The sequence below is a fragment of the Pseudomonas sp. 57B-090624 genome (assembly GCF_003234055.1).
GTDB lineage: Bacteria > Pseudomonadota > Gammaproteobacteria > Pseudomonadales > Pseudomonadaceae > Metapseudomonas > Metapseudomonas tohonis.
The window spans coordinates 180343-203099 of sequence record NZ_QKRU01000001.1; the positions used below are offsets into that span (position 1 = coordinate 180343).

The window sequence follows — 22757 nt, forward strand, 5'->3', positions numbered from 1 at the left end:
TGATCGGGCCATTCTACTGCGGGTCCGGCGAATAAAGGTTGAATTCACGCATGAGCCAAGCCCCTCTCGTCCTGGTGGACGGTTCCTCCTACCTGTACCGTGCCTTTCATGCCCTGCCTCCGCTGACCACCTCCGCCGGCCTGCCGACGGGTGCGGTCAAGGGCGTGCTGAACATGCTCAAGAGCCTGCGCAAGCAGTACCCGGACAGCCCCTTCGCGGTGGTCTTCGACGCCAAGGGCGGAACCTTCCGCGACGAGATGTTCGCCGAGTACAAGGCCAACCGGCCGTCGATGCCCGACGAGCTGCGGGTGCAGGTCGAGCCGCTGCACGCCACCGTTCGCGCCCTGGGCCTGCCGCTGCTGTGCGTGGAGGGCGTGGAGGCCGATGACGTGATCGGCACCCTGGCCCGGCAGAGCGCGGCGCTGGGCCGTGCGGTGGTGATCTCCACCGGTGACAAGGACATGGCGCAGCTGGTCGACGGGCACATTACGCTGGTCAACACCATGACCGGTAGCGTGCTGGACATCGATGGCGTGAAAGAGAAATTCGGCGTCGGTCCTGAGCTGATAATCGACTACCTGGCTCTGATGGGCGACAAGGTCGACAACATCCCGGGCGTGCCCGGCGTCGGCGAGAAGACCGCCCTGGGCCTGCTGACCGGCGTCGGTGGTGGCCTGGACGTGCTCTACGCCAACCTCGACAAGGTGCCCGAGCTGGCGATCCGCGGTGCCAAGGGGTTGCCGGCCAAGCTCGAAGAACACAAGGAGATGGCTTATCTCTCCTACAAGCTGGCGACCATCAAGTGCGACGTCGAGCTGAATGTCGAGATCGAGGCGCTGCACCCCGGCGAGCCGGACGTGGAGGCCCTGACCGAGCTGTACCGCACCCTGGAGTTCAAGACCGGCCTGGACGACCTGCAGCGCCAGGCCAAGGCCGCCGGCGAGACGCTGCCGCCGCCCGCAGCGCCGGCCGATGCGGTCGAGACCCGCTATGAAACCGTGCTGGAGCAGGCGCAGTTCGATGCCTGGCTGAAGAAGCTGCAGGACGCGCCGCTGTTCGCCTTCGACACCGAGACCACCAGCCTCGACCCGCAGCAGGCTCAGGTGGTGGGCGTGTCCTTTGCCGTCAGCCCGCACGAGGCTGCCTATGTGCCGCTGGCCCACTCCTATATGGGGGTGCCCGAGCAACTGGACCGCGACGCCGTGCTCAAGGCCCTCAAGCCGCTGCTGGAAGACCCGGCCAAGGGCAAGATCGGCCAGCACGCCAAGTACGACATGAACGTCCTGGCCAACGCCTCGACGCCCATCCTCATGCAGGGCATCGCGTTCGACACCATGCTCGAGTCCTATGTGCTGGATTCCACCGCGACCCGCCACGACATGGACAGCCTGTCGCTGAAGTACCTCGGCCACAGCACCATCCGTTTCGAGGACATCGCCGGCAAGGGTGCCAAGCAGCTGACCTTCGACCAGATCGCCATCGAGCAGGCCGGCCCCTACGCCGCCGAGGACGCCGACATCACCCTGCGCCTGCACCAGGCGCTGTGGCAGAAGCTGGAAGCCGTGCCTTCGCTGGCTTCGGTGTTCCGCGACATCGAGATGCCGCTGGTGCCGGTGCTGGCGCGCATCGAGCGCAACGGCGCCTATGTGGACGCCAAGCTGCTCGGCCAGCAGAGCATCGAGCTGGGCACCCGCATGGTGGAGCTGGAGCGCCAGGCCTATGAGCTGGCCGGCCAGGAGTTCAACCTCGGCTCGCCCAAGCAGCTCGGTGCCATCCTCTACGAGAAGCTGGGCCTGCCGGTGCTGTCCAAGACCGCCACCGGCCAGCCGTCCACCGCCGAGAACGTGCTGGCGGAGCTGGCCGAGCAGGACTTCGAGCTGCCCAAGGTGATCATGCAGTACCGCACCGTGAGCAAGCTCAAGAGCACCTACACCGACAAGCTGCCGGAGCAGATCAACCCGCGCACCGGGCGCATCCACACCTCCTATCACCAGGCGGTGGCGGCCACCGGGCGGCTGTCCTCCACCGACCCGAACCTGCAGAACATCCCGATCCGCACCGCCGAGGGCCGGCGCATCCGCCAGGCCTTCGTCGCGCCCAAGGGCTACAAGCTGCTGGCGGCGGACTACTCGCAGATCGAGCTGCGCATCATGGCTCACCTGGCCAAGGATGAAGGCCTGCTGGACGCGTTCCGTCACGACCGCGACGTGCACCGGGCCACGGCGGCGGAAGTCTTCGGCGTCGAGCTGGAGCAGGTGAGCAACGACCAGCGACGCAGCGCCAAGGCGATCAACTTCGGCCTCATCTACGGCATGAGCGCCTTCGGCCTGGCCAAGCAGATCGGCGTCGACCGCAAGCAATCCCAGGCGTACATCGACCGTTACTTCGCCCGCTACCCCGGCGTGCTCGCCTACATGGAGCGCACCCGCGAGCAGGCGGCGCAGCAGGGCTTCGTCGAGACGCTGTTCGGTCGGCGCCTGTACCTGCCGGAGATCAACTCGAAGAACCAGGCCATGCGCAAGGGCGCCGAACGCACCGCGATCAACGCGCCGATGCAGGGCACCGCCGCCGACATCATGAAGCGCGCCATGGTGGCTGTGGATAACTGGCTGAGCGAATCCGGCCTGGATGCGCGGGTCATCCTCCAGGTGCACGACGAACTGGTACTGGAGGTGCGCGAAGACCTGGTGGAACAGGTGCGCGAGGCCATCCGCCCCTTGATGAGCGGCGCGGCGCAGTTGGACGTGCCGCTGCTGGTGGAAGTCGGGGTGGGTGACAACTGGGACGAGGCGCACTGAGGCGGCGCCAGCCCTGGCTTAGGCCTCCGGCGCATAACGCCGGAGGCCTTCATAACGAACGGATTTCAGAAAGAGGGTGAACTTTTCCACTGAGCGCAGAGTCAGAGTTCGGGAATGGCTGGTGAAGCCTTCGATGCTCCTTTTGCTGTGTTTAGTGTTGGCAGATATCTGGACCCCGCCCTAGCGGTTCAGACTTGAACCCCGAACTTCCCCCTCCCCATACGAAGCTCGGGGTTTTTTTTGCCTGCGATTCAGGCCTCCGGCTCGACCTGCTCGAATTCCTCGCCCAGTTGCAGCCAGTTGGCCAGCACCGCTTGCGCTTCCTCGATGCCCTGGCGCTTGGGTGCCGAGAACAGCTGGATGGTCACGCCCTCGCCCCACCCCTTGCGGATGTCCTGCTGAACCTTGAGCAGCGCGTTCTTGGCGGCGCCGAACGCCAGCTTGTCGGCCTTGGTCAGGAGGATGTGCATGGGCATGTTGCCGGCGGCGGACCAGTCGAGCATCAGGCGGTCGAAGTCGGTCAGCGGGTGGCGGATGTCCATCATCAGGATCAGCCCGGCCAGGCTCTCGCGGCTGCTCAGGTAGGCTTCCAGGTGGCGTTGCCAGTGCTGCTTGAGCGGGATCGGCACCTTGGCGTAGCCGTAGCCGGGCAGGTCGACCAGGCGCCGCTGCTCGTCCAGCGAGAAAAAGTTGAGCAGCTGGGTGCGCCCCGGGGTCTTCGAGGTGCGCGCCAGGCTGGCGTGGGTGAGTGTATTCAGCGCGCTGGACTTGCCGGCGTTGGAACGCCCGGCGAACGCCACTTCCAGGCCTTCGTCGGGAGGGCACTGGTCGACCTTGGCGGCACTGATGAGAAAGCGGGCCTGTTGGCACAGGCCGATGATCGGGTTCTTGAATGACATGAGGTGTCCACGGGTGCGACGCGGTGTCGCAGGGGGCTGTTTCGTTTCCGTTTGAGCATCGCCAGTATATAATGCCGCAGATTTAGTGTGCGCTTTATCCCCCAGGGTTCAGTGTCCACGGGACTGACCGTTGCGCGACAGAACGCATGGCAGGGCCCCTCTGATGAGGTTGATCATGAAGAAAGTGCTACTCGTCGCAAGCCTTGCGGCGCTGGCCTTTGGCGCTCAGGCCGCCCAGGATCCGGAAGCGGTTTTCAACCGGGCCTGCGGTGCCTGTCACAACGGTCAACTGCCTATGGCGCCGAAAAAAGGCGACAAGGCCGCCTGGGAGCCGCGTCTGGCCAAGGGCAACGATGCTCTGGTCAAGAGCGTCACCAATGGTTTGAACGCCATGCCTCCCCGAGGCTTGTGCATGGACTGCAGTGCCGAGGACTACCAAGCGGTCATCCAGTGGATGAGCCAATAATCAAGGTAGCCCGGCGCTAACTCTTTCACCCTTAGCCGTAATTGGATTAGCTGATGAACAAAGTACTCGTGAGTCTGCTGTTGACCCTGGGCATCACCGGTCTGGCCCACGCCGCTGGCGACGCCAAAGCCGGTCAGGCGAAAGCTGCCGTATGTGGTGCCTGCCATGGTCCGGACGGCAACAGCGCCGCCCCCAACTTCCCGAAACTGGCTGGCCAGGGCGAGCGCTACCTGCTCAAGCAGCTGCACGACATCAAGTCCGGTAACCGCCAAGTGCTGGAAATGACCGGCCTGCTGACCAACCTGAGCGACCAGGACCTGGCCGACATCGCCGCCTACTTCTCCAGCCAGTCCGGCAGCGTCGGCGCCGCCGATCCCAAGCTGGTCGCCCGGGGTGAAGCCCTGTTCCGTGGCGGCAAGCTGGAAGAAGGCATGCCCGCCTGCACCGGTTGCCACTCCCCCAACGGTGCCGGCAATGCCGCCGCCGGCTTCCCGCACCTGGGTGGCCAGCACGCCCAGTACGTGGCCAAGCAGCTGACCGACTTCCGCGAAGGCAACCGCACCAACGACGGCGACAGCATGATCATGCGCGCCATCGCCGCGAAGCTGAGCAACAAGGACATCGAAGCCGTGTCCAGCTACATTCAGGGTCTGCACTGAGTCCGACCCAGCGGTAGAAATCGGTAAATAAAAGGGTGGCCATGGCCACCCTTTTTCATTGGTTCCGCCGCTACAATTGCCGGAACCCGTCGCACCGCGATCGGTCGAAGCAAGGCCCGCCGCAGAACCATACTGACCGCTTAGGAGTTAAGCATGCGTAACCTGATTCTTTCCGCCGTTCTTGCCAGTGCGAGCCTCTTCGGCATGACCGCACAGGCCGAGGACATCCAGGCCGGCAAACAGTACGTCGAACTGAGCAGCCCGGTCCCGGTGTCCAAGCCCGGCAAGATCGAAGTGGTGGAACTGTTCTGGTACGGCTGCCCCCATTGCTACCAATTCGAACCCACCCTGAACGCCTGGACCGAGAAGCTGCCCGAAGACGTCAACTTCGTGCGCATCCCCGCCATGTTCGGCGGCGTGTGGAACGTCCATGGCCAGCTGTTCATCACCCTGGAGAGCATGGGCGTCGAGCACGCCGTGCACAAGGCGGTGTTCGAGGCCATCCACAAGGAAGGCAAGAAGCTCTCCACCCCCGACGAGATGGCCGAGTTCCTCGCTGGCCAGGGCGTGGACAAGGCCGCCTTCATCAAGGCCTATAACTCCTTCGGCGTGAAGAGCCAGATGGAGAAGGCCAAGAAGCTCGCCATGGCGTACCAGATCTCCGGCGTGCCGACCCTGATCGTCAACGGCAAATACCGCTTCGACATCGGCTCCTCCGGCGGCCCCGAGCAGGCCACCCAGGTTGCCGACTTCCTCATCGCCAAGGAGCGCGCCGCGAAGTAAGCGGCGCCCGGCAGAGCGAAGATGCTGCGCCGCTGGAGCAACGATCGCACCGCTGGCCTGCGGACTCCGCAGGTCAACCCGCATTGCGACTCCGGCGGCCTGCCCCAGGACGGCCGCCTCCGGCTGCTCAGCTTCAACATCCAGGTCGGCATCAGCACCGGCCACTACAGGCACTACCTGACCCGCAGCTGGCAGCACCTGTTGCCCCATGCCGGCCGTGCCAGCAACCTGCAACGCATCGGTGCCCTGCTCGGCGATTTCGACCTCGTGGCCCTGCAGGAAGTCGACGGCGGCAGCCTGCGTTCGGGCTACGTCAACCAGGTCGAGCACCTTGCCCACCTGGCCGCGTTTCCCTTCTGGTACCAGCAGCTCAACCGCAACCTCGGGCGCATCGCCCAGCACAGCAACGGGTTGCTCAGCCGCCTGCAGCCCACCTGCCTCGAAGACCACCCCCTCCCCGGCCCGCCCGGTCGCGGCGCCATCCTCCTGCGCTTCGGCGAGGGCGAGGACGCGCTGGTGGTGGTGATGATGCACCTGGCCCTCGGCACCAAGGCCCGTACCCGCCAGCTCGCCTACATCCGCGAGCTGATCGGCGGCTACCGCCACCAGGTACTGATGGGCGACATGAACACCCACGCCAACGACCTGCTGAAGACCTCGCCCCTGCGTGATCTCGGGCTGCTCGCGCCGCAGGTCGAGGCCACCTTCCCGAGCTGGCGCCCACAGCGCTGCCTCGACCACATCCTGCTCAGCCCCAGCCTCACCCTGGAGCGCGTGCAGGTGCTCAGCCAACCCATCTCCGACCACCTGCCAGTGGCGGTGGACATCCGCTTGCCCGCCTCCCTCGCCGGGGATGCGCTGCCGGCCCTGGTGGACACCCCCCACGGAACACCTTCATGAGCGACGACGGCCAGCGCTGGAAAGAAAAGTACCTGCAGAGCCTCGAACAGCAGGAGAAGCTGGAGCGTCGCTGGGACGCCCGCCTCGACCTCTTGCGCCGTGGCCTGGTGCGCAGCTCCCTCGCCGCCGAAGGCACCGACAAGGCCGTCGACCAGTGCATGCAGGAGCTGCGCGAGATCATCCGTGGCGACCAGATCGACGCCGGCCTCTCCGCCTTGATCCCGCGCCTGGAAAAGGCCGTGCTGGACTCCGAGCAGCGCCGCCAGCAACGCATCGACCAGAACGTCGGCGCCCTCACCGGGCTGACCAACCAGTTGCTCAAGCTGGATGTGCCGCGTGACGTGCGCAAGGCCCTCAAGCAGTTCGCCAAGCGCATCGACGAGCGCGCCAGCCAGGCGCGGGAGATGCCCGCCCTCCTCGGTGAGCTCAGCGGCCTGCAACAGCGCGCCCTCGACGAAATCGTCAATGCCGAATCCGCCGCGCCCAAGCCCGGCCTGCTGCAGCGCCTGTTCGGAGGCCAGGGCGACAGCGCCGACGAGCCCCAGGCGGCCGCCGCGCCGCTCCCGGGTGGCGAAGCCTTGGCCCCGCCGCCGGCCGTTCCCGCACCCGCCGCGCTGCAAGCGGCTGCGACGCCTGACGACGACGTACCCGCCGCGCCGGCCGCCGTCGCACCCGTACCCGCGCCTGCCCAGGCCCCGGTGGCCCAGCCAGCGCCGGCCACCCCTGCGGCCCTCGAACAACCGGCCCCGCTCCAGGCCGCCGCCGAGGCCGCGCCGGCCGCTGTCCCGGCGCCTGCACCCGTAGCGCCTGCCGCCGTCGCGGTCGATGCCGTGGGGCCCCTGGAGCCCGTAGCGCCTGCGGCGCCCGTCACCGCAGTCACCGGCGGCGTGAGCCCGAGCCTGTCCCCGCGCCTCGACAGCCTGCCGCTGCCAGCCGCGCTGCTCACCGGCGAAGGCGACCCGGGCTATGCGCTGCCCATGCCGCCCGAGCCCGGCTACAGCGCCGTCGCGCCGCACGTCGCCGCCAGCCTGCGCGCCCTGCTGGACGAGCTCGACCTGCCCGAGCGCCACAAGCCCCAGGGCGAAGCCCTGCGCGAGCGCCTGGAGGGCGGCCTGAACTGGTACGAGCTGGTGCCGGTACTGGACGACCTCGCCGTGCTGGTGCTGGCCGTCACCAACAGCGAGCACCGTGACTTCGCCCTCTACCTCAAGCAGCTCAACGAGCGCCTGGTCGCCTTCGTCGCCTCCATTTCCGCCGCCCAGGAGGGCTACAGCGAGACCCTGGAAAGCGCCCGCGTACTCGACGACCAGTTGCGCGAGCAGGTTAGCGACCTGCAGAGCAGCGTTCAGGACGCCACCGACCTGGATGACCTCAAGCGCGCCGTGGAAAAGCGCCTCGACGGCCTGCTCAGCACCATGAACGACTACCAGCGCCAGCGCGCCGCCCGCGAAGAAGAAGTCGGCGGGCGCCTCAAGATGCTGGTGGACCGCGTCGCGACCATGGAACAGGAGGCCAGCGCCTTCCGTGACCATCTCGAGGAGCAGCGGCAGAAAGCCCTCAGCGACCCGCTCACCGGCCTGCCCAACCGGGCCGCCTGGAGCGAGCGCCTGGAGCTGGAGGTGGCGCGCTGGAAGCGCTACGGCGGCGAGCTGCTGCTGGCGGTGCTGGACATCGACCACTTCAAGCGCATCAACGACAACTACGGCCACCTGGCCGGCGACAAGGTGCTCAAGATCATCGCCGGCGAGATCGCCAAGCGCCTGCGCAAGACCGACTTCATCGCCCGCTTCGGCGGCGAGGAGTTCGTCCTGCTGATCCCCGCCACGCCCCTGGAGGGCGGCCAGCAACTGCTCGACACCCTGCGCGGGGCCATCGAGCAGTGCCCGTTCCACTTCAAGGGCGAGCCCGTGACCATCACCCTGTCAGGGGGGCTGGTGTCCTTCGTCGAAGGCGAGAAGGACGACCAGGCGTTCGAACGCGCCGACCAGGCGCTCTACCGCGCCAAGCGCGACGGCCGCAACCGCATCGAGCTGGGCTGAGCCGCCTCAGGCGGCGTAGGTGAGGTAGGGCTTCCAGTCTTCCGGCACACGCTCCAGGCGCGGGTAGTCCAGGGCGTCCAGTTGCAGGCGCGACAGCTGGAAGGGTGTGTGCCGCAGCTCCGGCGGCAGCGCCCGCAACTCCGGCAGCCAGAGGCTCACGTAGCTCGCATCCGGGTCGTAGTGACGGGCCTGGCGCAGGGCATTGAAGGCCTGGCTGCGCTGCGGGTCGCTGGCCACGCCGGCCAGGTACGCCCAGTTGCCCCAGTTGCTCGCCGGGTCGTAGTCCAGCAGGTGTTCCTCGAACCAGGCCGCGCCGTGGCGCCAGTCCTGCTCCAGGTCGTGCACCAGGTAGGCGGCCACCACCTGCCGGCCACGGTTGGACATGAAACCCGTGGCGGCCAGCTCGCGCATGCTGGCGTCCACCAGCGGCATGCCGGTGCGGCCCTGGCACCAGCTCTGGAAACGTTCATCCAGGTGCCGAGGCGCACGCTCGGTGGCCTTCAGCCCGCCGGCCTCGAACAGCGCGCTGCCATGGCGCAGCAGGGTCCAGCGGAAATAGTCGCGCCACAGCAGCTGCTGCCACAGCTGGTGGGTGGAGGCATTGGCACCGTACTGCGCCTCGTGACGCCGCAGCTCGGCGGCGACGCGCCGTGGCGAGAGGCTGCCGTTGGCCAGCCAGGGCGAGAACTTGGAGGAGTATTCGCTGCCCACCATGCCGTTGCGGCTGTCCTGGTAGCCGCGCACGCCCTGGCTGGTCCACAGGTAGTCGCGCACCCGTGCCAGTGCGGCGGTCTCGCCACCGGAGAAGGGGAAGGCACTGATGGACAGGCTGACCGGCTCGCCCAGCCCCAGGCGGGTCGGCGTCGGCAGCGGCTCGAACAGCGCGTCCACCGCCTCGGGCAGCGGTGGCAGTGACTCGGGGGCCGGTCGCGGCTGGTACACGCTGGGGCGCTGCTCGACCTGCTCGCGGAACTGGCTGAACACCGCCGGCAGCCGCTCCACCGGCGTCGGCAGCTCCTCGCGGCGCAGCAGGCTGTTGCCGGCCAGCTCGCGCAGGCGGATATCGCCCAGGGCCTGGCGCACCTCCTCGACCAGGGCTCGCTCCTGGGGCGCCACCTCTTCGAGGGTCAGCACCTCGTTCAGGTCCAGGTGCTCCATCAGTGCCGGGATCACCTGCGCGGCGTCGCCCTGCACCACCAGCAGGCGCGAACCGCGCTGGCGCAGTTCGGCGTCCAGGGCGGTGAGGCTTTCCAGCTGGAAGCGGGCGCGGTGCACACCCATGCGGCGGATGCCCAGGTCGCCCGGACGCAGCAGCTTCGGGTCGAAGACGAACAGGGGGAGAACCCGGTCGGCCGCCAGCGCGGCCTGCACGGCGGGGTGGTCGTCCAGACGCAGGTCCTGTTTGAACCAGAGCAGATGGCGGCGCATGACGTTGATCCTCGGCAGGCATTTCCCTATGCCAACGGATTCCGCTGGCCACTAGAAGTTATAGGCTTTTCGAAGGCGTTGAACAGTGCCGCCCGGAGGATGACCGGTGGCGTTGCTGCCCTCGGGCCGGGAGCTGCGTATAATCCGCCCCTTTTTTCGCGGGCTGCGCCCGCTTTCACCCTGTGGAGACATCGTCAATGCGTCTTTCCCTTTCCCGTATCGCCAGCTGGTTGGGTGGTTTTGCCCTGACCTTCGGCGCCGCCCAGGTCGCCGGCAGCGAACTGCTGCAACTGCAGGACGACAACCTGCAGTTCGCCACCCTTCCCTATTCCGCCGGCGAGAGCTTCCTCAGCTTCGCCACCGAGCGCCCGGCCTTCACCGCCGGCCTCTCGCCCAAGGCCCTGGCCGACCTGCCCGGCCACACCCCTGCCCCCCTGCGCCTGCGCATCGCCGGGGCCCAGGCCACTCCGACCCCCGGGCAGGGCACCAACCTGCTCGGCCCCGCCTTCGACCTCCAGGCCCCGGGCTTCGACTACCTGACCCTCAGCCTCTACGACCGCGACGACCAAGACGAGCCCGGCCACAGCGTGCAGTTCAGCGGTGCCTGGGCCTATGCCTTCCGCCTCGGCGACGCCAGCTGGCTGCTCGACGGCGGCCTCGACTGGGCCGGCGCCGAAGGCGAGCGCGAGCAGGGCCTGAGCTTCAGCCCGCAGCTGAGCTTCGATGCCGGCGACTACTTCTTCGCCCAGGGTCGCCAGCTGTTCCTCGGCATCCAGTACCTGCAGCAGAGCGGCGGCTACAGCGAGCCGGACGAGGTGCGCGGCAACGCCTCGCGTGACCAGCGCGCGGTCAACACCACCCTCAAGTACCACTTCTGACACCCGACCCGGCACGGCGGCGAGACGTCGCCGCCAGCGCCCTTTACACTTCGTCCTTCAGTTGAGGAGCGCCCATGGAAATTCTCGGCATCGCCGTGCTGATCTTTCTGGTCACCGACCCGTTCGGCAACATCGCCATCTTCCTCGCCGCACTGAAGAACGTCGCGCCGGAGCGGCGCCTCAAGGTGGCCCTGCGTGAACTGGTGTTCGCCCTCGGCCTGCTGCTGCTCTTCCTCACCTTCGGCGAGAACATCCTCAGCGGCCTCGGCCTGTCCCGCGAGGCCATCGCCATCGCCGGCGGCATCATCCTCTTCATCATCGCCCTGCGCCTGATCTTCCCGCGTCCCGAAGGCGTGCTCGGCGACCTGCCCGACGGCGAGCCGATGTTGGTGCCCCTGGCCACCCCGGCCGTGGCCGGTCCCTCCGCGCTGGCGGTGCTGATGACCTTGCGCAACACCCACCAGGGCGAGCTCTGGGAGCTCTACGTCGCCGTGCTGGTGGCCTGGGCCTGCACCGCCCTGATCCTGCTCCAGGCCGCCTTCCTGCAGCGCTTCCTCGGCCAGCGCGGCCTGATGGCGGTGGAGCGCCTGACCGGCATGCTGCTGATCATGCTCAGCGTCGACATGCTCCTGGACAACCTGCAAAGCGTGCTACACATCAGCCCATGAGAACCCTAGCCCTCGGCCTGCTGCTGGCCCTGCTCGCCGGTTGCGCCAGCGGCCCGCGCATCGACCGCAGCCAGACCTCGGTCAACCAGAACAGCCGCGTGCAGTACGTGGTGCTGCACTACACCTCGACCGACCTGGAGCACTCCCTCGCGCTGCTCACCCATGGCGAGGTCAGCGCCCATTACCTGATCGGCGCCCAGCCGCCGACCATCTACCAACTGGTGGACGAGAACCGGCGCGCCTGGCACGCCGGCCAGAGCGAATGGCAGGGCCGCACCTGGCTCAACGCGAGCACCATCGGCATCGAGCTGGTCAACGAGGGCTACGAGCAGACCGCCACCGGGCGCAACTGGCAGCCCTTCGACGACCAGCAGATCGACGCCCTGATCGTGCTGCTCAAGGACATCGTCAAGCGCCACAACCTGCCCCTGGGCAGCATCATCGGCCACAGCGACATCGCCCCCCAGCGCAAGGTCGATCCCGGCCCCCTGTTCCCCTGGAAGCGCCTCGCCGACGCCGGCCTCGTGCCCTGGCCGGAGGCTTCCGCCGTGGCGGTGGAGCAGGCGCGCTTCGCCCAGGCACTGCCCACCGTCGGCTGGTTCCAGATGCAGCTGGCCCGCCAGGGCTACCCGGTGCCGCGCAACGGACAGCTGGACGAGGCCACCCGCAACGTCATCGCCGCGTTCCAGATGAAGTACCGCCCGCACCTGTTCGACGGCCAGCCCGACGCCGAGACCGCCGCCCTGTTGCTGGTGCTCAACCGCAGCCCGGGGGAGGGCCTGCCGCCCCGCCCCGTGACGTTCAATTGACGCAATGACGCCGACGCGCGCCGGTCGGCGGCCGGCGCGATGATTTCCTGGCGGTGGGCTATACCTCACTGATCTCGCCAGGACGCGCTTGCCATCATGCAGCCCCCACTTTCCCGTTGGCGCCGCACCCTCTACCAGCCCCTGCCCGTGGCCATCCTGGCCGGCCTGCTCGGCGCCTGCCTGTTCGTGCTGGCGAGCCTGTGGCTGGCGGCCCAGCAGGCCCAGCGCGCCGAGCAGGAGCAGATGAAGGTCCAGGGCGAGCGCTTCCTGCAGCGCCTGGAACAGGTGTTCGGCCAGCTCCACGAGGCCCTCGACACGCTCGAAGCCCAGCCCCTGCGTGGCTGCGACATGGCCATGGTGGAGACGCTGCGGCAGATCAACTTCCGCTACCGCTTCATCTACGAAGCCGCCTTCATCGGCGGCGGCCAGCGTTGCTCCTCCTGGCCGCGGCAGAACTCCTTCGGCCCGGAGCGCCCGGCGGACATCGTCGGCCAGCGCCAGAGCTACTGGCTCAACAGCACCGACCAGCCCGACGACAACCTCGCCGCCCTGGTGGTGGGGCGCGGCTACTTCCGCCTGTCCACCTCGCGCGGACACCTCAGCGACATGGTCGAGCTGCCCGCCGGCGCCAGCCTCCTGCTGCTGCCCAAGAGCACCGGCGCCGCCCTGCCCATCCTCGGCCTGGCGCAACCCTGGCCGCCCGGCTCCGAGTGGCCGACGCCCAAGGACTACGAGCTGGAGGTCAATGCCGATCGCCTGGCCTACCGCATGCCCACCCAGACGCCGGAGTTCGACCTGCTGGTGATGACCCCGCGCGGCGAGCTGCTGGCCCGCGCCCGTGACGCCCTGCTCGGCTGGCTGCCCGTTGCCGCCCTGCTGTCGCTGCTCTGCGGTGTGCTCGCCTACTACGCCATGTGCCGCCGCCAGTCCCTCAGTGGCGAGCTGCAGGGCGCCATCCGCCGGCGCGAGCTGCGGGTGCGCTACCAGCCGCTGTTCGACCTGGCCAGCCGTCGCTGCGTCGGTGCCGAGGCCCTGGTGCGCTGGCGCCGCACCGACGGCAACATGATGAGCCCGGACCTGTTCATCCCCCTGGCCGAGAGCACCGGGCAGATCCGCGACATCACCGACTTCATGATCGAGCAGGTGCTGGCCCAGCAGAGCGCCTTCCTGCGTGACAACCCGGAGCTGTACATCTCCATCAACCTGGCGGCCTGCGACGTCGGCTCGCCGCGCATCGCACCACTCACCGCCGCGTTGCTGGCGCGCTACCAGGTGCCGGCGCGGCAGATCGCCTTCGAGGTCACCGAGCATGGCCTGGCCGACATCCAGGCTGCCCAGGAAGTGCTCGGCCAGCTGCGTGCCCAGGGCCACCGCATCCTCATCGACGACTTCGGCACCGGCTACAGCAGCCTCGCCTACCTGCAGGCACTGCCGGCGGATGTGCTGAAGATCGACAAGGCCTTCGTCGACGCCCTCGGCCACGACGCGGCCAGCAGCGGCGTGGCCCCGCACATCGTGCACATGGCCCAGGCGCTGCAATTGAAGGTGGTGGCCGAAGGCATCGAGCACGAGGCCCAGGCGCTGTTCCTCGCCAGCGAGGGGGCCCACTACGGCCAGGGCTGGCTGTTCTCGCGGCCGCTCACCGCCGCGCGTTTCCGTGACCTGGTGGCCGGCCAGCTCGACCTCACCCAGGCCCTCAACGACGAAACGCTGCCCGCCGCCTGATCGCATTGGGAAACCTGTCGCGCCGAGGTGATGGGTTTCGCTCCGCTCTACCCATCCTACAAGGGCGTTCGAGCCCGCCCCGCAGGAGCGAGCTCTGCTCGCGAAACCCGTCGCTCCGAGGTGATGGGTTTCGCTTCGCTCTACCCATCCTACAAGGGCATTCGAGCCCGCCCTCGTAGGAGCGAGCTCTGCTCGCGAAGCGCCCCCGCCTGTGCGGGGAGGAAGGGAAAGGCGCGCCGCTAGAGCGGCAGGGCCAGGTAGAACTGCGCGCCTTCGCCGGGGCGCGAGTAGATGCCGATGCGCCCGCCATGGAGCTGGACGATCTCCTTGCACAGCGCCAGCCCCAGGCCGACGCCGCCGGTGTAGCTGCCCAGCTGCACGAAGGGCTCGAAGATGCGCGCCTGCTGGCTGTAGGGCACGCCCTCGCCGTTGTCCTCGACGCTGAGGATCACCCGCTCGCCATGGCGCCGCGACTGCAGGCGGATGTGCCCGCCGTTGGGCGTGTGGCGGATGGCGTTGCTCACCAGGTTGTCCAGCACGCGCTCCACCTGCGGCCGGTCGATGGGCACGCGGGGCAGCGGCTCCAGCAGGTCCAGCTCGATGCTGATGCCCTTGGCCTGCGCCGGCTCCTGGAACCGCGCACGCAGGCTGCCGAGCAGGTCGTCGATGTCGCAGGGCGCCAGGTTCAGGCTCTGCATGCCGTTCTGGTAGCGGGAGAAGTGCAGCAGGTCGTTGATCAGCCGCACCAGGCGCTGCATCTCCTCGTCCACCGTCAGCAGCAGGTCGGACTCGCGCGACTCCTCGGCGAAATCCAGGCGCTCGCGCAGCAGGCCGAACGCCATCTGCATGCCGGTCACCGGGGTGCGCAGCTCGTGGGAGGCGCGCAGCACGAACTCGTTGCGCACCCGCTCGAAGGCGCGCTGCTCGGTGACATCGCGCAGCACCATCACCGCCCCGAGGATGCGCTCCTCGTCCAGGCTCACCGGCGTCAGGCGCCAGCTCAGCAGGCGGCTCTCGCCGTCGGCCTCGATGCTCAGGTCGTCCGGCTCCTGGGCCAGGGTCTCGCCGCGCAGCACCTGCTGGGTGGGCAGCTCCATGGCGGGGTTGTTCATGGCGTGGCTGAGGGTCTGGCCGAGCTGCTCGGTCTCCCAGGCCAGCTGGCGCTGGGCCACCGGGTTGGCGTGCTCGATGCGGCCCTGGCGGTCGAGGATCAGCAGGCCGTCGTCGATGCTGTCGAGCACTGCCTTCAGGCGCCGCTGCTCGGCCAGCAGCTTCTCGATATTGGTTTCCTTGAACAGCCGCAGGCCCTCGGCCATCAAGCCGAAGCGACGGCTCAGCGAAGCCATCTCGCTGACCGTGGAAATCGGCAGGGTCACCTGGAAGTCGCCCTGCCCGATCCGGTCGGCCGCGCGCGCCAGTGCCTCGATGGGCTGGCCGAAGCGACGGGCGATGCCGTGGGCGGTGACGAAGCCGATCATCAGCACGGCGATGCCCAGCACACCCAGCAGCGTCGCCACCAGGCTGGCGCGCTCGCGGGCGGACTGCTCGGCCTCGGCGGCGCTGTGCAGCGCGTGCTTCTGCAGCGCCAGCATGGCGTTGCGGGTGGCGTTGAGCGCCTGGCTGAAATCGTCGTCGCGGCTATCTCCGTCCACGCGCTCGCTGACCCGCAGGAAGTCGCCATAGGCGTCGGCGATGGCCTGGAAGCCTTGGCGGGTCTGCTCGTCGCGGGCGTTCATCAGCCCCTGCTGGAGGATGCCGAGGAAGCGCTTCTGGGACGCCTGCAGCCCCGGCACGTCGGAGCGCTCGCGGGTCAGGTTGACCAACTGGTCGCCCAGGTGGGTGCGCAGCTGCTCGCCCAGGTCGATGGTGGCGAAGTTGTAGGTGATCAGCTGCTCCTGCGAGCGGGCCAGCTGCATGACGCTGATCAGCCCCAGCAACAGGCCCAGCAGGGCGACGGTGATCAGGGCCGAGATGCTGAGAAAAAGCCGCGTGCGCAGCTTCATCGGCAGTTTCATAGACCGTACTGCTTGCGTTTTCGATAGAGCGTCGAGGCGTCGATCCCCAGGGTCCTGGCGGCCTGGTCGAGGGTTTCGCTGGCTGCGAGGACGGCCGCGATATGGGCCTTCTCCAGGTCTTCCAGGCTCATCGAGGCGCCTACGCGCGGTGCGTTGTTGGCCGGCGCCTCGCTCAGGCCCAGGTGGGCGATCTCCACCAGTTCCTGGCCGCAGATGATGCTGGCGCGCTCGATGACGTTGCGCAGCTCACGCACGTTGCCCGGCCAGTGATAGCCCAGCAGGGCATCGCGCGCGGCGTCGCTGAAGCCCCGTGCCGGGCGCGCGTAGTCCTTCACGAAGCGGGCGAGGAAGCGCTCGGCCAGGCCGATCAGGTCCTCGGTGCGCTCGCGCAGCGGCGGCAGGTGCAGGGTGATGACATTGAGGCGGTAGAGCAGGTCCTCGCGGAAGCGGCCCTCGCGGACCATCTCGTCGAGGTTGAGGTTGGTGGCGGCGAGGATGCGCACATCGGCGCGGCGGGTCACCGCGTCGCCGACCCGCTCGTATTCCTTGTCCTGGATGAAACGCAGCAACTTGGGTTGCAACGTGAGGGGAAAGTCGCCGATCTCGTCGAGGAACAACGTCCCGCCGTCCGCCTGGTTGACCCGGCCGAGGGTGCTCTCGCTGGCCCCCGTGAAGGCCCCGCGGCTGTGGCCGAAGAGCTCGCTTTCCATCAGCTCCGCCGAGAGCGACGGGCAGTTGATGGTCACGCAGGATTTCTTCGCCCGCTTGCTCCAGCCGTGAATGGCGCGCGCCAGCTCGCCCTTGCCGGTGCCGGACTCGCCGAGGATGAGGATGTTGGCGTCGGTGCTCGCCACCTGACGTGCGGTTTCAAGCACCGCCATCATCGCCGGGCTCTGCGAGTCCAGGCCGTCGCCGGGCTTGCGCACTTCGCCTTCCAGGGCCTCCAGGCGCGCCGTGAGCTGGCGCACCTCCAGTTGCTTGGCGGCCGAAAGGCGCAGCTGGTCGGGGCTGCACGGCTTGACCAGGTAATCCGCCGCGCCGGCCTGCATGGCATCCACGGCGGTGTCCACCGCCGAATGCGCGGTGACGATCACCACGCGCATCCACGGCGCCTGTACGCGCATCTGCGCGAGCACATCCAGGCCGTTGTCCTCGCCCAGGCGCAGGTCGAGGAAGCACAGGTCGAAGACCTGGCGCTGCAGGATGGCTTCGGTCTGCGCCGCGCTGCTGGCGGTGGCCACGCTGTAGCCCTCGTCCTCCAGGCAATAACGGAAGGTACGCAGGATCGCCGACTCGTCGTCGACCAGCAGGATGCGTCCCTTGGTTTCCGTTGCTGTTGCCATTTTTTCGCTCCGCATTGTTCAGTCGTACCGCTTAGTCCAGGAATTATCGTGCAAGTTGCATGGTTCTTTCATACATGTATTGCAGCCTGCATGCAGTGACTGCCTGCAGGTTGTAAGCAAGTAGCTGATTCATAAGGGAAAAAGATCAAAAAAGGGCTGGCATGACCCTTGCCAATTCCCTGCATCGGAAGGCGCCGGAGCGCCGGATCGCATGACAGGGGGTTCCATGTGGCACTTGCGCAAGCTCGCGCTGGCGGTGATCGGCAGCACGCTGATGGCCTCGTCGACTCCCTCGCTGGCACGCGAGGGCTGGAGCCAGCGATTGCATGAGGCTCGCCAGGAAGGCTCGGTGTGGACGGCCTTCGCCTTCAACCGCCATCTCTCGCCCTTTTCCCTCAACGTCGATGTCGAGGGCAGCCTGGCCACGCTCACCGGCACGGTGGAGAACGAGGTCAAGCGCGAACTGGCCGAGCAGGTGGCGTTGGGCATCGAGGGCATCGAGACGGTGGACAACCGCATCCGCGTCGATCCCGGCGTGCGTCCGCACCGGGTCTCGGTGGCGGCTGCGGACGAGCGTCTCGACGATGCCACCGTCAAGGCGCGGGTGAAATCCAGGCTGCTCTGGAACCCCCGCACCGAAGGCCTGGATATCGATGTCGAGTCCCATGCCGGCCTGGTGACCCTGAGCGGCGAGGCGGCCAGCGCAGAGGCCCGCGAACTGGCCGGCAAGCTCGCTGCCAGCGCCGAAGGCGTCGAGCGGGTGGACAACGCCATCCGCGTGACCGGCGAGCCCGACACCGCCGCCCGCGCCCAGGACCGGCCCGCCGCCCTGCTCGGCGACGCCTGGATCACCGGTCGGGTGAAGACCCGCTTTCTTTCCAGCTCCAACCTCGCCGTCCTCGGCATCTCCGTGGAGACCGAAGGAGGCGTGGTCCGCCTCACCGGCACCGTGGCCACGGCTGCCGAGAAGGAGCTGGCGGTGGAAACCGCGCGCAACGTCCGCGGCGTGCTCGACGTGCAGGCCGCATCACTCAAGGTCGCCGGCTGAGGCGACCGCATCCGCAAGCAAGGAGAAACTCCATGACCCGTACCACCGCGCAACTCAACGAACTGATCGAGATCACCCGTGACGGCGAGCGCTTCTACCAGCACGCCATCGAGGAAGTGAAGGACCCGGCCTTGCAAGGCCTGTTCCGCGACATGGCGCAGGCCAAGACCCAGGTCATCCAGGCCCTGGCGGTGAAGGTCGCTGCCAACCACGAGGATCCGTCCACCGGCGGCACGTTCGTCGGCAAGCTGCGCCAGGTCTATGCCGATACCCGCGCGTCGCTCTCCAGTGACGAGAAGGCCACCTATGTCGGCCAGCTGGAGGAAGCCGAGGACCGCATCCTGCATGCCTTCGAGGATGCGCTGGAGAGCGCGGAGCCCGAGGTTCGCGGCCTCATCGCCCAGGAGATGCCCCGGGTCAGGGCCTGCCACGACCGCATGCGCAGCCTGAAGCAGTCGATGAAGTGAGCCGGGACCGGACAGGGATGTCCGGCCATGCAAAACGCACGACGCCGCACCGGTGATCATGCAAGTTGCCAGTCACGATACCCGTCGATAAATAAGTAAGTTATTGAATTTAAAGAAATTTAATCGAACGCAAAAGCTGGCATGCGCTCTGCAATCCATAGATCAGGAAGCGTCGCCAGGTGGCGATGACAGCAGGACAGGCAGGGGACTCCGGTCCCCCGATCGATCAACGGCCCAGGAGGTGTTTCAGGATGAACCGTCGTCACGTACGTCTCGCCCTTGCGGGCAAGCTACTGCTGACCACCCTCGCCGTGGCGCTGGTGGTCCTCGCCGGACAGTCCTGGCGCCTTCACCAGCAGGACGAGGCGCGCCAGCAGCCGCTGCCGGCGCGAATCGACATGGTCCCCGCGCCTGCCGCCTTCCATGCCAACGGGATGCTCCATGACGGCTCGCTGCAGAGCGTCGCCCAGGAGCGCTGGAACGACCAACCCCAGCAGCCCCGCTGGGTGTTCTGAGCCAACAAGGAGATTCGAGATGTGGACCGTCACCCTGTTCCTGGTAGCCCTTCTGGCCCTTCCCCTGCTGATGCTCGGCAGCGCCCTGGCGGTCGGCCAGGCCCTGCAGGACAGCACTGATTTCAGCGGCATCGATTTCGTAAACCCGGCTGCGGAGGAAACCTCCGACTCGCAGCCGACTCAGTCGCAATCGGCCTGGTCGCCTGCGCACTGAAACCCGACAAACCGAAGAAGGAGAACCACCATGCTCAGTTGGGCACTTACATTCCTCGTCATCGCCATCGTCGCTGCGGTACTGGGCTTCGGCGGCATCGCCGGCACCGCTGCGGGTATCGCGAAGATTCTCTTCGTGCTGTTCTTGGTCCTGTTCGTGGTGTCCTTCATCTTCGGCCGCCGCCGGGGCTAGGGAGGCGCGATGCACATCCTGCGCACCCTCTGCGCCGCCACCGCGTTCGGTTTCGCCAGCACCCTGGTGCTGGCGGCCGACACGGACGCGCAGCACAGGCTCAATGAACTGCTGGGCACCGACCCGCAGTACCGCGAGACCTGGCAGGCGCTGGTGGAAGATGAAAGCCGTCTGCCCGACTGGGTGATGAACCTGAGCGGGACGGCACCGCCGATGAAGGCGGTGGACCAGGACGGTGACAAGTTTCTGGTGGGCGAGTTGTGCGAGCCGCACGCCTGCGCCAGCCAACGCCTCCTGGTCGCCTTCAGCTGGGACAAGGAGGACGCCTACGCCCTGCTGGTGCAAGTGCCGGAAGGCCTGCCCCAGGACAAGTCGCCGAGCCGCCATGCCAGCTTCCGCTGGCTGGGCGAACCGGATGACGAGGTGAAGGCGATTCTGGACGAACAGCTCAAAAGCGATCCGAACTGGTACTGAAGCCGTTCAGACCACAGGCCCCGCAGGCGGGGCCATGACCAGGGGGCCGGGTTGTACCGCGTCGGTAGAGCGGCACGACCTAGGGGTAAAGGGGTTACCTCCGCGACTGCGGGCCGGGTCAGGCGAAGCCGCCCCCGGGAAGCTGCGATCCAGCTTCCCGGGGGCAGCGTTATCAAGAGCAGCTGCAAGCTTCAAGCTGCAAGCCAAGCCAAGAACAGAAGCCGTAAGCCACTTGCTTTTAACTTGGCGCTTGTAGCTTGCCGCTTGCCGCTATCCCTCTATTGCAACCTGATTGCCAGCTTGGCCACGTGGGCGCCCTGGAATCTGGCCAGCGCGAGTTCCTTGTCGGTCGGCGTGCGCGAGCCGTCGGCGCCGGCGAGGGTGGCCGCACCGTAGGGCGAGCCGCCGCGCACGTCGCTGATGTCGGTCAGCTCGGGGGCGGCATAGGGCAGGCCGACGATCAGCATCCCGTGGTGGGCCAGGGTGTTCCAGAACGAGGTGATGGTGGTTTCCGAGCCGCCGCCGGTGCCGGTGGAGGTGAACACGCTGCCGAGCTTGCCCACCAGTGCGCCCTTCACCCAGAGCCCGCCGGTCTGGTCGAGGAAGGTGCGCATCTGCCCGGCCATGTTGCCGAAGCGGGTCGGGGTGCCGAAGAGGATGGCGTCGTAGTCGGCCAGCTCCTGCGGGCTGGCCAGCGCGGCCGGCTGGTCGAGCTTGGCACCGGCGTTGCGCGCGATGTCCTCGGGCATGGTCTCGGCGACGCGCTTGAGGGTGACCTCCACGCCCGGCACGCTGCGCGCACCCTCGGCCACCGCTTCGGCCAGGCGTTCGATATGGCCGTACATGGAGTAGTAGAGCACCAGGACCTTCTTCATCGTCATCTCCCAGGTCTGAGGTCATAAGCGACCGACCCGGTTCAGCCTAGATGGCTTTCATGACATTGCCGGGTGGCTTCCTGGCGCGGGCCGGCTTCGCGCCGCTATCATCCGCGCATCGTTTTTCGGGGGATCGTCCATGCTCAACGGCCTTTGGCTCGGCTTCTTCCTGGTCGCCGCGACGGCGGCGCTGGTGCGCTGGATCGGCGGCGACCCGGGCGTCTGGGCGGCCATGGTGGAAAGCCTGTTCGCCATGGCCAAGCTCTCGGTCGAGGTGATGATCCTCCTGTTCGGCACCCTGACCCTGTGGCTGGGCTTCCTGCGCATCGCCGAGAAGGCCGGCCTGGTGGAGGCGCTGGCGCGCCTGCTCGGCCCCCTGTTCCACCGGCTGATGCCCGAGGTGCCGCCCGGGCACCCCGCCCTGGGGCTGATCACCCTCAACTTCGCCGCCAACGGCCTGGGCCTGGACAACGCCGCCACGCCCATCGGCCTCAAGGCCATGCGCGCCCTGCAGGAACTCAACCCCAGCGCCACCACGGCGAGCAACGCGCAGATCCTTTTCCTGGTGCTCAACGCCTCGTCCCTGACCCTGCTGCCGGTGTCGATCTTCATGTACCGCGCGCAGCAGGGGGCCGGCGACCCGACCCTGGTGTTCCTGCCCATCCTCCTGGCCACCAGCGCCTCGACCCTGGTGGGCCTGCTGTCGGTGGCCGTCATGCAGCGCCTCAGGCTCTGGGACCCGGTGGTACTGGCCTACCTGGTGCCCGGCGCCCTGCTGCTGGGCGGCTTCATGGCGGTGCTGGCCGGCCTCTCCGCCACCGCCCTCGCGGCGTTGTCGTCGCTGCTGGGCAACCTGGTGCTGTTCGGCCTGATCCTGGCGTTCCTGTGCATCGGGGCGTTGAAGAAGGTGCCGGTGTACGAAACCTTCGTCGACGGCGCCAAGGAGGGCTTCGAGGTGGCCAGGAGCCTGCTGCCGTACCTGGTGGCCATGCTCTGCGCGGTGGGCGTGCTGCGCGCCTCCGGTGCCCTGGAATTCGGCCTCGATGGCATCCGTGCGTTGGTGGAGTGGTCCGGCCTCGACACCCGCTTCGTCGACGCCCTGCCCACCGCCCTGGTCAAGCCGTTCTCCGGCAGCGCCGCCCGCGCCATGCTCATCGAGACCATGCAGACCCAGGGCGTGGACAGCTTCCCCGCGCTGGTGGCCGCCACCCTGCAGGGCAGCACCGAAACCACGTTCTACGTGCTCGCGGTGTACTTCGGCGCCGTCGGCATCCAGCGTGCCCGCCATGCCGTGGGCTGCGCCCTGCTGGCCGACCTCGCCGGCGTCATCGCCTCCATCCTGGTGTGCTACTGGTTCTTCGGCTGACCCCGGCCCCGGGCTGAAGCCCGGCTACGGCTCACCCCGTGGGAGCGAATTCATTCGCGATCGGGGTGGCGGGTTGCACCCGCCCTGCGGGCCGCCACCTGCCCGGGGACCTTGCAGGGGCGACTTCGGTCGCCAAGCGGTGCGTAGCACCGCCAAAGGCTTCGCGAGCAGAGCTCGCTCCTACGGTCATACGGCT

Annotated in this window: 22 protein-coding genes; 17 read left to right on the forward strand and 5 right to left on the reverse strand. The window is 67.8% G+C overall.

Features of this window, described 5'->3' with window-relative positions:
- The first annotated feature begins 50 nt into the window (after positions 1–50).
- A complete protein-coding gene (gene polA, locus DMX10_RS00870) occupies positions 51–2798 on the forward strand; it encodes a DNA polymerase I (protein WP_111259322.1) in 2748 nt (915 codons plus the stop codon).
- 251 nt (positions 2799–3049) lie between these two features.
- Here the strand turns inward: polA and yihA are convergent, their stop codons facing one another.
- Positions 3050–3697, reverse strand: a complete 648-nt coding sequence (gene yihA / locus DMX10_RS00875) for a ribosome biogenesis GTP-binding protein YihA/YsxC (protein ID WP_111259323.1) — start codon at positions 3695–3697, stop codon at positions 3050–3052.
- A gap of 175 nt (positions 3698–3872) precedes the next feature.
- Here yihA and DMX10_RS00880 point away from each other — a divergent pair, with 175 nt between their 5' ends.
- The 5 genes from DMX10_RS00880 (at position 3873) to DMX10_RS00900 (ending at position 8544) form a co-directional block, all read left to right on the forward strand.
- Entirely contained in the window at positions 3873–4163 is a 291-nt protein-coding gene (locus DMX10_RS00880; RefSeq protein WP_111259379.1) for a cytochrome c5 family protein, read from the forward strand.
- 53 nt (positions 4164–4216) lie between these two features.
- Complete coding sequence (locus DMX10_RS00885; RefSeq protein WP_111259324.1) at positions 4217–4822, forward strand: cytochrome c; 606 nt, start codon at positions 4217–4219, stop codon at positions 4820–4822.
- 153 nt (positions 4823–4975) lie between these two features.
- Positions 4976–5605: a thiol:disulfide interchange protein DsbA/DsbL gene (locus DMX10_RS00890; protein ID WP_111259325.1), complete on the forward strand. Its 630-nt coding sequence runs from the start codon at positions 4976–4978 to the stop codon at positions 5603–5605.
- Between the two features lie 21 nt (positions 5606–5626).
- A complete protein-coding gene (locus DMX10_RS00895; RefSeq protein WP_178082900.1) occupies positions 5627–6505 on the forward strand; it encodes an endonuclease/exonuclease/phosphatase family protein in 879 nt (292 codons plus the stop codon).
- Positions 6502–8544: a GGDEF domain-containing protein gene (locus DMX10_RS00900; RefSeq protein ID WP_111259326.1), complete on the forward strand. Its 2043-nt coding sequence runs from the start codon at positions 6502–6504 to the stop codon at positions 8542–8544. Before DMX10_RS00895 ends, DMX10_RS00900 begins: the two co-directional genes overlap by 4 nt.
- Positions 8545–8550: 6 nt before the next feature.
- Here DMX10_RS00900 and DMX10_RS00905 read toward each other — a convergent pair whose 3' ends face one another.
- The gene (locus tag DMX10_RS00905; protein ID WP_111259327.1) at positions 8551–9972 is read right to left on the reverse strand and encodes a DASH family cryptochrome; all 1422 of its coding nucleotides are present in this window, start codon (positions 9970–9972) and stop codon (positions 8551–8553) included.
- A 197-nt stretch (positions 9973–10169) separates the two neighbouring features.
- Here DMX10_RS00905 and DMX10_RS00910 point away from each other — a divergent pair, with 197 nt between their 5' ends.
- From DMX10_RS00910 to DMX10_RS00925, 4 genes are all read left to right on the forward strand, one after another.
- Complete coding sequence (locus tag DMX10_RS00910; RefSeq protein ID WP_111259328.1) at positions 10170–10850, forward strand: hypothetical protein; 681 nt, start codon at positions 10170–10172, stop codon at positions 10848–10850.
- A 74-nt stretch (positions 10851–10924) separates the two neighbouring features.
- On the forward strand, positions 10925–11518 hold the full coding sequence (locus DMX10_RS00915; protein ID WP_111259329.1) for a MarC family protein: 594 nt from the start codon (positions 10925–10927) through the stop codon (positions 11516–11518).
- A complete protein-coding gene (locus tag DMX10_RS00920) occupies positions 11515–12327 on the forward strand; it encodes an N-acetylmuramoyl-L-alanine amidase (protein WP_111259330.1) in 813 nt (270 codons plus the stop codon). Before DMX10_RS00915 ends, DMX10_RS00920 begins: the two co-directional genes overlap by 4 nt.
- Positions 12328–12420: 93 nt before the next feature.
- Positions 12421–14052 (forward strand): EAL domain-containing protein, encoded by a 1632-nt coding sequence (locus tag DMX10_RS00925; protein ID WP_371921673.1) that lies wholly within the window; start codon positions 12421–12423, stop codon positions 14050–14052.
- Between the two features lie 239 nt (positions 14053–14291).
- Here the strand turns inward: DMX10_RS00925 and DMX10_RS00930 are convergent, their stop codons facing one another.
- Positions 14292–16067 (reverse strand): ATP-binding protein, encoded by a 1776-nt coding sequence (locus DMX10_RS00930; RefSeq protein ID WP_111259332.1) that lies wholly within the window; start codon positions 16065–16067, stop codon positions 14292–14294.
- Complete coding sequence (gene algB, locus DMX10_RS00935; protein ID WP_111259333.1) at positions 16064–17410, reverse strand: sigma-54-dependent response regulator transcription factor AlgB; 1347 nt, start codon at positions 17408–17410, stop codon at positions 16064–16066. Before algB ends, DMX10_RS00930 begins: the two co-directional genes overlap by 4 nt.
- A gap of 226 nt (positions 17411–17636) precedes the next feature.
- Here algB and DMX10_RS00940 point away from each other — a divergent pair, with 226 nt between their 5' ends.
- From DMX10_RS00940 to DMX10_RS00965, 6 genes are all read left to right on the forward strand, one after another.
- Entirely contained in the window at positions 17637–18458 is an 822-nt protein-coding gene (locus tag DMX10_RS00940; RefSeq protein ID WP_111259334.1) for a BON domain-containing protein, read from the forward strand.
- 32 nt (positions 18459–18490) lie between these two features.
- Positions 18491–18925 (forward strand): PA2169 family four-helix-bundle protein, encoded by a 435-nt coding sequence (locus tag DMX10_RS00945; protein WP_111259335.1) that lies wholly within the window; start codon positions 18491–18493, stop codon positions 18923–18925.
- Positions 18926–19176: 251 nt separating this feature from the next.
- On the forward strand, positions 19177–19440 hold the full coding sequence (locus DMX10_RS00950; RefSeq protein WP_111259336.1) for a hypothetical protein: 264 nt from the start codon (positions 19177–19179) through the stop codon (positions 19438–19440).
- A gap of 19 nt (positions 19441–19459) precedes the next feature.
- Positions 19460–19654, forward strand: a complete 195-nt coding sequence (locus tag DMX10_RS00955) for a hypothetical protein (protein WP_111259337.1) — start codon at positions 19460–19462, stop codon at positions 19652–19654.
- Positions 19655–19684: 30 nt separating this feature from the next.
- Complete coding sequence (locus DMX10_RS00960; RefSeq protein ID WP_021218842.1) at positions 19685–19846, forward strand: DUF1328 domain-containing protein; 162 nt, start codon at positions 19685–19687, stop codon at positions 19844–19846.
- 9 nt (positions 19847–19855) lie between these two features.
- Positions 19856–20320 carry an inhibitor of vertebrate lysozyme family protein gene (locus DMX10_RS00965; protein ID WP_111259338.1) on the forward strand — a complete coding sequence of 155 codons (465 nt, stop codon included), beginning with the start codon at positions 19856–19858 and terminating at the stop codon, positions 20318–20320.
- 278 nt (positions 20321–20598) lie between these two features.
- Here DMX10_RS00965 and wrbA read toward each other — a convergent pair whose 3' ends face one another.
- Positions 20599–21195, reverse strand: coding sequence for an NAD(P)H:quinone oxidoreductase (gene wrbA / locus DMX10_RS00970; protein WP_111259339.1), 597 nt, complete (start codon positions 21193–21195; stop codon positions 20599–20601).
- Positions 21196–21334: 139 nt separating this feature from the next.
- Here wrbA and DMX10_RS00975 point away from each other — a divergent pair, with 139 nt between their 5' ends.
- Entirely contained in the window at positions 21335–22561 is a 1227-nt protein-coding gene (locus tag DMX10_RS00975) for a nucleoside recognition domain-containing protein (protein ID WP_111259340.1), read from the forward strand.
- Positions 22562–22757: the final 196 nt, after the last annotated feature.